Below are 13,859 nucleotides of genomic sequence, written 5' to 3'. Positions count from 1 at the left end.
AGACCACACTATAGCCAATATCGAAGTCCAAAAAATCGGTTATAAATTCGCTGGTGAAAGAGCCTCCTGCTACTCGGCAGACCTACTCCTACGTCAGTACAAGCGACTTAAGGATCAGGCAAAGGAACACTTTAGTTATAAAGATATTGCTCCAGTTTATACCATTGTATTCTTTGAAAACAGCTTTTCAAGCTTTAATGATTATCCTGATACTTACATTCACCGTTTTTCCACCACTTCTGACACCGGCATCCATCTAAATATGCTGCAAAATTATATCTTCATCCCGATTGATATTTTCCTGCAAAAGCTCCATAATGAAAATGAAGGTATAAACTGTGAGCTTGATGCCTGGCTAACCTTCCTCGGGTGTGACGAACCTGAGTATATTATCAAGCTTATCGAGAAATATCCATATTTCAGAACGTTATATGAAGACCTTTATGATATATGTCTCAATGTCGAGAGGGTGATTAATATGTATTCTAAAGAACTTGCAGAACTTGACCGTAATACAGTTAAATATATGATTGATGAACTTCAGGAAGAACTGGATTCTGCGAATGAAGAGCTTGCTAATAAAGATGCCACTATTGCCAAAAAGGATGCTGCTATCGCCGATAAAGATGCTGCCATTGCTGACAAAGACGCCACTATTGCTGACAAAGACGCCACCATCAAAGCTCTTCAAGACGAAATTGAACGACTAAAATGCAAGAAATAAAAAACAAACATACATTGATTAGATAAACGTGTTTACCCCAAACTTTCCTGAGTAAAAATCAAAAAATGATTTTTACTCAGTATTTTTTACTCTTTACAGTAAAAAGCACCAATATCATATTGTATGCTCAAAATAATTGTATATATCAAAAAAAGACTTACTGGTTATCACTATGATTGCGAAAAAACTACTTTTTTATAATATTCTACGAAAGAATTGTACCACCTCTGCCTTGGCAAATGTTAAGAGCATCATTATCAAAGTAATCATTCCGCATAATATAGCGGATATACATACACATATTGTATTGAAAGTAAACTTTAAAACTATAAACTTGCTAAGGGATGCCAGGCACATTCCTATGGGCTTTCTCTATACGCCTTTTGTTTACCGCTTACATTTATCTAGCTTTACAGCTTAAGTTGACCACAGTGGTGACAGGCACTTGCCCCTGAAGCAAGACCTGTATATCTGCAACGGGATGACAGGATTGAAGCCCACTTCCTCACATGTTTCATAGCACTTATGATCTACAGGATACTCGAAAAGAAACTGGGCGACAGATACACCTGCGAGGAGATAATAAAAACACTCCGAGAAATGGATATGAGAAAAGTTGGCGAACACGGATATATCCAAAGCTATACAAGGACACAGCTGACCGATTCTCTTCATGAAAACGCAGGATTCAGAACAGCCTATGAACTTATAACACCAAAGTCAATGGCAGGTATAATCAGGAGAACTAAAGGGTTATAAAGAACTGTCCGCTTGTCGGACACCCTTAGTTCATATCCGCTTAAATGATAGTCCTCAAGAGTCATATATATGGCTCTTGATACAAAGACACTTAAGCGGATATGAACTTGGGTCTTGATATAAATGTCCGGTGCCTCCATTAATACAGAGGCTTGCCGTAGGCAAGGCTACATTTTCAGACAATTTTACGTAGTATTACGCTTTTCACGAGAAAAAAATAAAGCCGTAACCCCAGGTGTACACTGGGATTGCGGCTTTTTAGGTGTCAAAGATGGGATTATATCATCAAATAAAATGCCTGTCAACACTTTCGAACAAGTGTTTACAAATTGTTAAAAGTGACAGGCACGTAGTTTCATATCAGATCCTCATTGTTCACAGTATTTACTGGGAGTCAGGAACATTATGTCCATATGGCTCTCCAATAGTTTAAGCTCTTTACGTATTAATACATTTTTCTGCATCTTTATGCTAATACTTGTTCCGAGTGCAAGCCTGGGGTCATAGTAGTTATCCTCCGCTGATGCACTATATCCATCGAGCCCGGCAACTGCTATCCCCTTCACGCCGATTGCAATTAGTATGCGTATTACCATAAGCGCAGGGTTGTCTGCCACCAAGTCCTCAGTGCCCAGGTAGGAAGCATAATTGATCCGTAGGGCATCAATTTCCTGATCAATGTTACTCGAAACGATCAATTTACATCCATCAGGAACAATTAGGCCCTTTAATCTTTTTTCACTTGCGCAGAACAGATAGTCACATCTGAACTGCTCTTCTGCAACATTGATTGCGATGACCACGGGCTGATTGTCTGAAATATAGTCTTGAATTGAATCCTGATGATCTATTAACGATTTACCCGGTGCGAGAATCAATATCTTATTGTCACCTATTTTAGCTTTTAGTTCATCAAGGGTCTCACTATCATCTACGTACTTTTTCTGGAATGACTGATAGTATTCTTCGGCTAGTTCAGCTGAATAATGGTTCTTAACATCTGCCGGAAGCGATGCAAGTAACAGACGCATCGATTTGTTGCTCAAAGTATTTTTATCTGCAAAATACCCAGCGTAATTTGGATGACAGTTATACTGGGCTGACAGATAAAACGGTAATGAGTAGCCCCAATAATGTTCAGCAAAAATAGGCTTCAGATGCTCATCCATGATATCCAGAAAGGCATCAATGTTATAGAACTTGTCGTAATTTTTGTTGAGATATGAAGCGAACAATTCCATGTTCAGATTTCCTGCGCCACGCCCCATACCGTAGACACTGGCATCCAACATGATGTCATGAAGCAGCCTTTGCTCAACCATGTACTTTGCATTTCCGTAAGCCTGCTGGAGATTGTTATGCGCGTGATATCCTAGAATTATTCCGTCCCTCAAGTTGTGGTCTGCAAGGAACAGTATCCTCTGGAAATTTTCAATTTCGATCACACCAAAGCTGTCGACAATATAGAAGCAAGCCGGAGAAAGCTCATTAACTCTTTGAATGATCTCCACAAACTCCACATCCGTGTAGTTAAGGGAAGCCATAGGTTGAACAAAGACGCTATAACCTTTCTCCATCAGCTGTTTGCAGTAATCCAATGCACCATCCTTATCCTTTTTGTGAAAACATACACGAATGATTGGTGAATCAGTTTCGGCTTGAGGAATATGCGCAATATCATATTGTCCATAGTCAATCATGACCGCGAACTGCTGTTTCCCGTTTCCCTGCGGTTTGACTCGGCGAATCGCATCAAAACTCCTGTATTGCGTAAAATCTTCATTTCCACCTTTTTTTTCAGAGAGGTAACCGCATTCCACATATTCGACGCCCGAAAGAACGAGTTTTTCGAGTATGCTTTGAATCGTCCTGAATCCGAATTTCCAGTTGTTGATATAGCCTCCATCACGTAAGGTGCAATCTAGTAGGTTAATTTTGTTCATTTTCTTCCTCTCTCAGTTTCGCACTTTAATCCAACTATATCTGGGATTATCATTTGAATGATTGTCACGATGATATATGAAACGGTTAGCGCAACTGCTGTAATTAGTATGGTAAAAATCGGATGATCAAAGCTGCTCCCCAGTCTTACCACAATACTGCGTCCAAGTTCCACAACAGGTTTGTGTACCAGAAAGATACCCAGTGTTTTCTGCCCTATAGGTTGAAGCCATCTGGTAAACTTCCCTGTAATCAGGCAAGATAGCATCAAAACCGTAGCTGATCCAAACAATGCACAAAGGAAGAATACAATTACATTCCCATATTCCGCATTTGCCATCAGAACATATCCTACAGATGAACTGCTGAATCGTACCGTGACAATGAATAGTACTGTACAGACAGCCAGAGCAACAGCCTGATATTTGGCATCCGACAGCTTCTCTATTCCCGCTCTTGCCAACATTCCTATGAGCATGAACGATGCCGCAATAAAAGCAATATCAATTCCCCACGGATTGCCATACACAGGGTGATGAGGACAAAGGAATCCAATTATCGCAAGTATCATGGTACTGATCAGAATTCCTATCCATGGCGTCTTCAATCTGTTTGTGATTTGCAAGGCCCCTTCACAGATAAGGAACGCCAGAAACATTACCGGAAGGAACCAAAGGGATGTCAACGATTCAGCCGCGATCAGTGTTTCCCGTGTGCCATACAGAATCAACGCCGTGTGTTTGAAGGAAAAAGAAGAATATAGCAATCCCCACAGGACGAAAGGAACAAGTAATCCTTTCGCCTTTTTAGTTATCAGCTGAACCCATGTTTCCTTGCTATACTTAGCACGTGCCTTTAAGAGTACTCCGGACAGGAGGAAAAACAGCGGCATGTGAAAAGAATAAATGACTTTCTTTGCGGTCGTATCCGAAGATACCACGTGACCTGCAATCACGAGAATGATTCCTATGGCTTTAGCCAGATCAAGGTATTCAATTCTAGCTGTTGCTCTCTGAACGAGCTTTGCTCCGCTCATATTATTTTCCTCTGAGTCCTTTATTGCTTCGCTTCAACCTTATCAGTTTTTTCTCCCAGCTTCTTTCGGATTTCAGTTGTAGAAATTCCCTGTGTATATGGAATGTAAATCGTATCGCAGCCCACTTCTTTCAGTTCAGCTTCGATCTTGTTCCAAACCTCTGTGCCTTTCCAGTCATCACCGATAAAAGCAACATCAAAGTGATATTTGTTCCACGCTTCCATCTTACTTCTCGTCTCATTCGGGACAACCTCGTCCACATAGCGGCATCCGGCGACAATCGCTGCCCGATCTTCATAGGAAATGACGGTCGGACGGTTTTTACAATGCATGACCCATTCGTCCGTGTGAACAGCAACGATTAGATGATCACAATACTCTTTGGCCTGTCTGAACAGATTGAGATGCCCAATATGGAACATATCAAATGTTCCTACGGTAAACCCGACTTTATACTTTGCCATTGCTTTTACTCCCTTCAATCTATAATCTCATCCATTCTGGAATATACTTTACCTGGTTCTTCTTATCTTTCAGAAATTCAAGAACCTGCTCCGTATACTCTCCAAAGAATGGTCCATTTACATGCTGATAAAATACGGTTCCCGGCCTCTTGATGTTATATTCGATGCAAACGACTCTTTCATCATCCGTAACCGTAAAGTCCCATCCGACAATATCAAAATGGTCCAGCATCTTATGGCCCTGCATAGCCAGTTTTACTACCTCTTCCCATTTTGGAATGACTGCATCTGGCAGTTCAACTGTCTCACTGGTAATCTGGACTCTGCCATGCTGATTTACAATATTGTCTCCAAAATGCCCATCCATCGTAATGGCGCAGGTTTGAGTTATTTCCACCCCATCGATATAGCAGATATCTGTAGTCGATCCTTCTGCTCCTATACGCAGTGTTGGGCAGAATACATGCACCTCTTCACCATATTTCCAGGTGTTGATACGCATGATATTCACGGAGCTTTCGTTAAACTGAGAGAATACTCTATTCTGCTGAATCAGCTCCTGAACAAGATAGTTGTCCGAGTGATTCCAGTCTGTGAGCAGCTTTCTGATATCAGCTTCATTATTTAGCGCATACTTTGTAACTCCACGGCCTTCTCCGGAGTCCCAAGCATCCTTGACTATTACCCTCCCCACATGGGACAACACCATTATCACTGTATTCTCGTCGGGGAGGTAGTTACCATCACCATCAAAGAAGCGGCCATGGATCCGGCGAATATAGTTTTTGGGAAACGGAATTCCCGGTACAAACCTCTCAAACAGATTCTTATCCTTCCACGCGAGACAGAACTCTTCATTGTCGTGATAAGGCCAGATAATATAAGAATACACATCCTGCGGAATGAATCTCGGATCCTCGATTCCGGTAACACCGTAATACCACCTAAACCAGCTGTAATCCAGAATCCTGATCCCATACTGTGACCAGAATAAATCTATCTCTTTCCGTTGCGCCTCTGTTAGTTCTGGCATCGGATTAGCCTTGAGATACTCGTGTGCAGGCATTGTTTTTGCCCTATAGAGATTTCTGACCTCTCGTTCAGAGAGAGTCCTTTGCACTTTACCTATGATTGCCCTAACAGGCTTCTTAATCAGACCTGTAACACTCATTTGTTTACTCTCCTGTTCTTTCTCAGAGACTCCACAAGATGCCGTATCATATCATCAATCGAATACTCTGGCTCCCAGCCAAGGCTCATGAGCTTTGTGGAATCCAGGACATTCCTCATTATGGGATTATAACCGAACTTCGCAGAATCTTCTTTCAGATCAAAAACCAGCTTACTTCCTGCTTCCGGATACAAGTCAATGAACTTCTGTGCAAGATCACGAATTGAAATTTCCGTATCCATGTTGGCTACGTTATATGCCTGTCCGGGAGTACCAAACGCCAATATTGTCAATAGCGCAGCAGCCACGTCCATTGCATCGCAATAATCACGTACCGTCTCCCCTGTAGACTTAAGGATGATATCCTCACCAGCAAGAATGCTCTTTGCGAACTGCGCAAAAACACGGTTGTCCTTTGGAGAAACCCCCGCCCCAAAAGAGGCCGTAAGCCTTGCGACCATAGCTGGAAGACCATACTGCTTTGCATATGCAGTAAACATACACTCAGAGATTCTTTTCCCCTCCGAATAGCTACTCCTTGGATTCATCGTATCGATATATCCGCCATCAGTTTCTGTGATGTTCTTTTCCGCGTTTCCTGTATAGCCATAGACCTCAAGGGATGACAGGAAGACCACACCTTGGCAATGCTTGTCCATTGCCAAATCCAGTACACGTCTTGTCCCATTGATGGCAGTGCCAAGTGTTCGCATGGGATAATCAAGATGCTGTTTACTTCCACCCGTGATGCTGGCCGTGTGAATTATATAGTCTACAGGACCATCGTACTGAAGCTCTGTCACATCAAAGATTGTTGTTTTGAACAGTGCCTCATTCAGGTATTCTCCATACAGCGCTTTTAGCTTTTCTTCGCTGCGACCATGAGCGATGATTGTTATCGCTGCGTTTTTCTTTTCATTCAGCCGCCTGATATAGGAAACAATATTCTGACCGATCATGCCGGTCGCGCCAGTAATCATTATTGATTTGTTGTACAATGCAGAAAAGTCCATCGGTATATCCCCTTTTCATCTAATCTCAACGTCGAATCAATGCTTTTCCTTTTCTGGCCGCTATCTGTGCATACTCGACAACGACATTCTCTTTTGCTACGATCAGGACTATAAAGTATATTGCTACCGCTCCTGCCACTTGAAGCATTAGTACAATCCAGGGATTAACAGGGAGCAATGAGCATGCAAACAGGTAAACACCCATAAGGACAGCTGAAAACAAAACCTTTATTGCTGTCTGTGGAATTCCCTCCAGTTTGAAATGCTTCTTTCCCAGATTGACATAGACCAACATAACGACTATCTCACTGATAATCGAAGCAACTGTAGCACCGAACTCTGCATATCGCGGAATAAGCAGAGCATTTCCTATCAGATTTACAAGTGCCCCAATACCGACACTAACGATCATCAAGTTTTCATGTCCCGTCACTAAAAGCACTCTAGAACCGAGAAGGTAACCTACGGGAGATATTAGGAGCAGTGAGGAGAACATCTTAAGGATCAGGGCAGAGGTAACATATTGCGCACCATACATCTTTACCATTAGGAAATCCGATGTGAAATATATGCCAACCATCATAGGAATGGAAGTGATTATAATCAGCTTCAACGCCTTTGAAATCATTCGGTTGAACTCATCAATTTTTTTCTCTTTATAATAGAAGGATATCCGTGGAATCAGTACAATCGTAAAGGTGTTCACGACTTGCAGGAGCATTTTCTCGATCTGGTAACCATATTTATAAAATGCAATGCTATCCTTACCGCACATGAAGTTCATCATTGTTACATCCATCAGTGAGTAAAGCTCAATAGCCAAATTCACAGCCACAAGATACAAGATGGATTTCATATGGCGTCTCAGATTCAGCCCCTTTGTTGTAAGCTTTACATACCTGGGCGAATAGATCATGTTTACGATATAATTCCCGGCGTAGCTGATAACAGAAATAAATGCATATATGTAAATGTCGCTTTCATCTCTAACAAGAAAAATTAGAAGAAGAAAAGCCACTGTTTTAAAAGCAAGATTACGCATAGAAATAAACTTGAATTCTTCCATGCCCTCATATAGCCATGAGATATTAATAGCGTTTAATGCTACCGAGATGCCCGCTATCAAATAAAGAGCCAGTTCATTTCTGTATGCTGGGATAATTAAAATCAATACTGTGTATACAGTAAGAAACGTTATAGTTGATATCAGGTTAATAATAAATAGCTCAGAATATACTTTACTTCTTTCTTCTTGATTATTCCGCGCTTTTGCTATTTCTCTAAGGCCGTATGTTGGGATTCCAAGAAAAGCAAGAATGATAAAATACTGAGCAAAGTTCTGCGCAGCAGCTACAGCACCTATACTCGCTGGTAATAGGACTCTGGCTACATATATTCCGTTAACAAACGGAAATGCCAAGTTCAGTACGTTATATATTAAATAGTACATTCCGCCCTTGGAGAGCGATTTGTTATTTGCCATTGATATTCTCCGCTCATACCGTAAAATGACTTTACAGGTTTGCTTTTTTTCTTATATCATTCCAAATCTGGTCATAAGTAGCTTTTGTATTATTCCAGAATTCCCTTAGATATCGGTCATAAAATTCGGTTATTCCAGGTTTGTTGAAATAGGTTGAAATAGATATTTCCTCGAGCATCTGGATGGTTTCTGGTATTGTTCTGGTAATTACGGAAGCACAATTCGCTTCAACATCGAAGGTTAATCCGATGTTTCCACCCTTGAATTGTTCCAGATCAGGTGTGAACATAATCACAGGAATGTGCCTGTACACAGCATCAAATACGGCTGAGGAATAATCCGACATAACGGTGGAAACAAAAGGATACAAAACATTTACATCGAAATCAGAATCTAAAAACAATACGTTTTTGATACTGAAATCCTGATACTGAAACGTCGATGCACTGTGAGGTTTTTCAATCCACAAGAAGTTGTTATCGAGCAGGAACTGTTTAACCCCGGCATCCGTCAGCGGATGTACATATGCACTGTAATCCTTCCTAAATGTCGGAAGATAAAAAACAGCACCTTTAAATGCTTTAACTATGTTAATTACTTCACTTTCTCGCGGCAGCAATTCTACGCACTCACAGTTTCGAGGATAGCTGGAAATGAACATACTTTCCTCACTACATGCAGCAATTGCCTGGCATACTTTTAGTTTTACCGGACTGGTTGTAAGGAAATACGCTTCGCCCCATCCTCCTTCAGACATTAGCATGTTCAAGTTTCTGTTTGACTTTAACTGGCTCCAGAAGCTTCCACCAACAGATATATGCTCATTGGCAATAGCTCCGACCGATTTCATTCCTACGCCGTGCCAAAGCTGAATTTTCCTTGCACCCCAGGAATACTGAATATCTATGTCTGCATCATGCCCTTGACGATTCGTCGCATTACACACGATATGAGTGCCTGCCTTCAAATGCCAATATCTGCTTTCTTTTGTTCCACACAGATATGACTCATATCCTAAGTTGTTCAACAAGGCATTAACTTCTTCATTTCTTGTAACCCAGATGACTTTCTTCAAGCCAAGAGACTCTTGATTTCTCGAAAGATACTGAAATAAAAACCGAGAATTATCAGCAAATTTCGCGCCCATCCAGGCTCCAAACAAGACGACATTCTTGTCACGGTGCAAAACACCACTTTCTATTCCAACCCAGATGTTAGAAAATATCGTCTTTAGTCTGTTAATAGCCCCTGATAATGCGCTCATATGCGAACCCCTTACCTCTCTTTTAAAACCTTATTCTTCGCTCTCCGCAAAGCCTCAAGATATCTCATTCCATATTTCTCATCCGGTTCAAGATGCGCTCCTTCCGCCCACTCGTTCCATGCATTGATAAACAGAACACCCTCTTGTCCAGCTCTTAATGATTTTATCAGCTGTTTTTCAACATACTCCTCAAATAGCTCTGGTGTGGAGTTGTGATAAATGATACCATTTTTCCCTCTGCGTGCAGTATTGTCCCAACCTGTAAAGACACCGAGCCATTCTCTGCTGTTATGTAACGGTCGTCTAATTGAAGCCTCAACTGCATCTTTATAGCTATATTTTTTATAAGACCTTACCTTCGTTGCTTGTAGCAGTTTAGTCATCCCAACTTCCAGAGCATATTTTGGTGATATTTTCCATGCTTTCGCAAAACTCTCTCCCGGAATGCCTGTTGTTGCAGATGGCTCGAACTCAATATGGTAGTCAAATTTTTTCTCGATTTGTTCTCCATACTGTGGGTATTGACAGGCAATACAGATTCCGGGAAGCCCAGCGTTTTTTGCAAGCTCCCGCCAACAAGCAAGCAGATCATCAAGCGTATCTATCAGCTGGGGCTTATAAACCAACAGAATTGGTCTTCCCTGTTCATCTCTCATATACCTATCATCTTCAAAAAACTTCAGCAGATAATTGAAGTGATCAATCCAGCCTTGCTTATCCCCATAATCCTGTGCCATTAGGATAGATTCTTCACTTCCATCCCACCTTCTGGACCAGTTTTCATTTGCCCAGCATAGGCAAAATGGCATATCCAGTGTTTTATCAGCAAGCATTCGCTCGATTGGTTTTTCCATGAGTTTTTTGCCATTTGCAAACCAGTAGTGATAATAGCAAAAGCCATCGACTCCGTAATCTTTTGCCATTTTGATTTGTTTAGGCAATACACTCTTATCGAGAACGAGGTCATAATAATTCTCATTCAAAGGAGTATGCGGCTGATAATGCCCATGAAATACAGGTTTCCCTTTTCTTGTATTAGTCCATTCTGTAAAGCCCTTTCCCCACCACTCGTCGTTTTCCGGGAAAGTGTGAAATTGAGGAAGATAAAAGGCAATTAGTTTCATTGTTCATTAACTCCTGATTTCTGTTCTTCATCAATCATACGTCAATCATATTGCTCTCCGTTATCAGCAAACCGCATTTTCACTACAATGTAAGAAATTATTATGAGAGTAAACGCATAGGCCTTAGAATATAACACCGGTGACCCGTAAAAAATAATCATGGCAAGATAGTAAAGCAGATAAATCCCGTCATCCAATTTTCTCTTAAAACATCTCGTCATAAGTCTGACCAAATAAAACACACAAAAAGCTGCGACCACCGGTGACCACAAAAGGATATAACTTAGTAGTGTTGAATGTGGATACTCCATACTAAAAGTGTAAGCCGAGTAATATTCTATTGCATAGATTGAAAATGGTATACCAAATGGATGCCGCTGTAGAATACGCATACTTCCCTGGAAGCTTCTTAATCTTCCGAGATAAGACGCGTCCTCTTGAACATTACTAACAAAACTACCTTGAAATAGATTTGTAAATCTGGCAAGCAATTCTGACATACCACGTTGATAACCAAAGTATATTGCCAAAGCCAGTACTGCTAATCCTATCAATATAATCAGCTGAACATTTCTTTTATTTCCCTGTCGAATTTGTCTGCGAATTAAACGGCCCGAAAACACAACAGCTATAAATATAAATGCAAGAAAATTTGCTCTTGACCCGCTTAGAATTATGGAAAGAATGGAGTATACAATTGGAGGCCACCATGTTTTTGATGTTCTGCAAAACAGTGCCCACAGCAAGTATGCCGCTGCCAAGCTTGCAGTCGCTCCGCTTCCCATACCGATTGCGGCATATCGTCCATCAGCACCAGACGCCCCAGAAATTGCGCTGACAATTTGCAGCAAAAATTGTAGTAGGATAAACCAGTCTAAAATCTTTTCCAATTCATGCAAATCATCAGCCACCCACATTACTATTGACGCCGTTGAAAAGCCTGTAAGTAGAAGGAGGAACAATTCATAGCTGTTAATAGAAACAATATTCATTTCCATGCCGATAACAGCATAAATGATGTTCAAAAGGGCAACAACCACAATAATCTTTCCAAATCGGATAATAATACTTGCCCTATAAACATATAGTCCCACCAAAATAATCGGGATTTCAAGAAATGAAAAGTAATAATTATAGGTATAAAGTATCGGTAAGCCTCTAGTTGACATTTTATAAAGGCACGTCATATTCTTGATACCATCAGGAAGGGACAATACTAAGAATACGTATAACAAGAAAATATATTTCCCAAATTTATCTGCTCGTACCTTCATTCGCATTTCACTCTCTAAATAGTAGTAGTTTCTGTTTTTGCTGCTTTTATTGCCTCAAGATATCCATAGCCATATCTTTTATCCGGCTCAAGATAAGCGCCTTCAGCCCATTCATTCCAGGCATTTATCACGACCATCGGTGAATGAATCTGTTTGGCCTTCTTCAATAATCTTGAGAAGTAGTTTTTAAACTTTTCTGGAGATGCTCCCTGCATAATTAGGGAATTATAGCTTTTACGTGGGGAATTATCCCAATCAGAAAAGCAACCAAGGATGGTATGTCCATCTTGATTGTTCCTGTTCAGAATCTTCTCCCACATAACATCATAGGATCGTTTTAATTGAACAATTCCCTTTCCTCGCTCAATGAGGATTTTTCTATTTAGAAAATCAATAATTCTTGTCGTTCCAACCCTATAAACTTTCTCTAATAATCCTTCATCATGGGCAAACGTGTAGTTTGGCTCTCTGGTTATCTTGGCAGACCATTTTCCTAATGTATCTCTGTCATGGCTACCTATATTTTTTACAAAGAAGATTCCGGGCAAGCCATTATCTTTCGCCCATGCATTCCAAAGATCAAGGAATCGATCTCCGTCCGGCAAGGCCCATGGATTATAAATTGCATATATAGGCTTACCATCAATTTTTATGTATCGATCATCTTTGAAATACTGAAGACAATAATCGAACTGAATTCTCCAGTCTTCTTCGCTTCCATACTTTTGTTCCCACACAACAGTATTGTCCTGACCGAACCACGCCTTTTTCCAAGACTCGTTAGCCCAGTAGAGGAAGAAGGGCAGGTCTAGAGTTGGATCATCCTGGATGATTTCTGTGGGCACTTCCAGAAGCTTATTTCCGCAAGAGTAATACTGATAAATAGCAAAACCATCTACGCCATATTCTTTTGCAAGATCCATCTGCCATTTGATGTTGTCACGGACAGACAGATCATAATAATTCTGATCAAGTGGAACACGAGGTTGGTTATGACCTTTGTATAATGGCTTTGCCCGACGGAGCGCCGTCCACTCGGTATAGCCTTTTTCCCACCATTTATTGTTATATTCTGTCTCATAATACTGAGGCAGGTATAGTGCTACTACGAGCGGATCTCTCTTAGTCATTCCTTGTCATCCTTTATCAATTTCTTTCTGTAATCTTCGAAGTTTCCTATAACCTTTGCCGGGACTCCTGCAGCCACTGTTCCACTGGGAATATCCTTGTTGACCAGACTTCCAGCGCCGATGATGGCATTGTTTCCGATGTTCACGTCGTATAGAATAGTTGAGTTCGAACCGATAAAAACGTTATCGCCTATATTAATTTTGCCCTGACGGAGCCTGTATCTATGTCCCTTGTCCATGTAGTTAAACATCATGCATGTAATGTCATGGTTAATGAATGTTACATTGCTTGCCACATGAACATTACTTCCAAAAGAAATCAAATGTGGCTCAGTCCCAAAATTCCAGGGCTGAAGATAGCAATGCTCTCCTTGAGCCCTAAAATAATGCTTCGCCCTCAAAAACTCTGCTCGTTTATACCCCCCCGCATGAATAAATACACGCAAAAGGAATAAATATCTACTCAATCGTCCCAT

Annotated in this window: 12 protein-coding genes and 1 pseudogene; 2 read left to right on the top strand and 11 right to left on the bottom strand. The window is 40.9% G+C overall.

Translation table 11 applies throughout. From position 1 onward, the window contains the following. A partial coding sequence (locus BM086_RS16670; protein ID WP_092329757.1) for a PD-(D/E)XK nuclease family transposase occupies nucleotides 1–724 on the top strand: 724 nt, incomplete at its 5' end. 453 nt (nucleotides 725–1,177) lie between these two features. Then, nucleotides 1,178–1,483: pseudogene (locus tag BM086_RS22115) on the top strand (IS1634 family transposase); the annotation flags it as partial. A gap of 368 nt (nucleotides 1,484–1,851) precedes the next feature. Here the strand turns inward: BM086_RS22115 and BM086_RS16660 are convergent. Genes BM086_RS16660 through BM086_RS16610 form a run of 11 tightly spaced genes read right to left on the bottom strand, consistent with a single transcriptional unit; the run spans nucleotide 1,852 to nucleotide 13,859 of the window. Next, entirely contained in the window at nucleotides 1,852–3,426 is a 1,575-nt protein-coding gene (locus BM086_RS16660; RefSeq protein ID WP_092329748.1) for an aldolase catalytic domain-containing protein, read from the bottom strand. After that, the gene (locus BM086_RS16655; RefSeq protein WP_092329746.1) at nucleotides 3,423–4,460 is read right to left on the bottom strand and encodes an acyltransferase family protein; all 1,038 of its coding nucleotides are present in this window, start codon (nucleotides 4,458–4,460) and stop codon (nucleotides 3,423–3,425) included. The genes BM086_RS16660 and BM086_RS16655 overlap by 4 nt, the downstream gene beginning before the upstream one ends. Nucleotides 4,461–4,480: 20 nt before the next feature. Beyond that, nucleotides 4,481–4,924: an adenylyltransferase/cytidyltransferase family protein gene (locus tag BM086_RS16650; protein WP_092329788.1), complete on the bottom strand. Its 444-nt coding sequence runs from the start codon at nucleotides 4,922–4,924 to the stop codon at nucleotides 4,481–4,483. 19 nt (nucleotides 4,925–4,943) lie between these two features. Continuing rightward, entirely contained in the window at nucleotides 4,944–6,095 is a 1,152-nt protein-coding gene (locus BM086_RS16645) for a sugar-transfer associated ATP-grasp domain-containing protein (protein WP_092329744.1), read from the bottom strand. Beyond that, complete coding sequence (locus BM086_RS16640; RefSeq protein WP_092329742.1) at nucleotides 6,092–7,108, bottom strand: NAD-dependent epimerase/dehydratase family protein; 1,017 nt, start codon at nucleotides 7,106–7,108, stop codon at nucleotides 6,092–6,094. The genes BM086_RS16645 and BM086_RS16640 overlap by 4 nt, the downstream gene beginning before the upstream one ends. Nucleotides 7,109–7,133: 25 nt before the next feature. After that, nucleotides 7,134–8,591 (bottom strand): oligosaccharide flippase family protein, encoded by a 1,458-nt coding sequence (locus BM086_RS16635; protein WP_092329738.1) that lies wholly within the window; start codon nucleotides 8,589–8,591, stop codon nucleotides 7,134–7,136. Nucleotides 8,592–8,622: 31 nt separating this feature from the next. Further along, complete coding sequence (locus tag BM086_RS16630) at nucleotides 8,623–9,855, bottom strand: CDP-glycerol glycerophosphotransferase family protein (RefSeq protein WP_092329736.1); 1,233 nt, start codon at nucleotides 9,853–9,855, stop codon at nucleotides 8,623–8,625. Nucleotides 9,856–9,866: 11 nt separating this feature from the next. Then, entirely contained in the window at nucleotides 9,867–10,979 is a 1,113-nt protein-coding gene (locus BM086_RS16625) for a glycosyltransferase WbsX family protein (RefSeq protein ID WP_092329723.1), read from the bottom strand. Between the two features lie 41 nt (nucleotides 10,980–11,020). After that, nucleotides 11,021–12,259: an O-antigen ligase family protein gene (locus BM086_RS16620; protein WP_092329720.1), complete on the bottom strand. Its 1,239-nt coding sequence runs from the start codon at nucleotides 12,257–12,259 to the stop codon at nucleotides 11,021–11,023. 8 nt (nucleotides 12,260–12,267) lie between these two features. Then, on the bottom strand, nucleotides 12,268–13,383 hold the full coding sequence (locus tag BM086_RS16615; protein ID WP_092329717.1) for a glycosyltransferase WbsX family protein: 1,116 nt from the start codon (nucleotides 13,381–13,383) through the stop codon (nucleotides 12,268–12,270). Beyond that, on the bottom strand, nucleotides 13,380–13,859 hold the full coding sequence (locus tag BM086_RS16610; RefSeq protein WP_092329714.1) for an acyltransferase: 480 nt from the start codon (nucleotides 13,857–13,859) through the stop codon (nucleotides 13,380–13,382). The genes BM086_RS16615 and BM086_RS16610 overlap by 4 nt, the downstream gene beginning before the upstream one ends.

It is taken from the genome of Butyrivibrio sp. YAB3001, from assembly GCF_900112195.1.
GTDB lineage: Bacteria > Bacillota > Clostridia > Lachnospirales > Lachnospiraceae > Butyrivibrio.
This window is presented reverse-complemented; position numbering and strand designations above follow the sequence as displayed.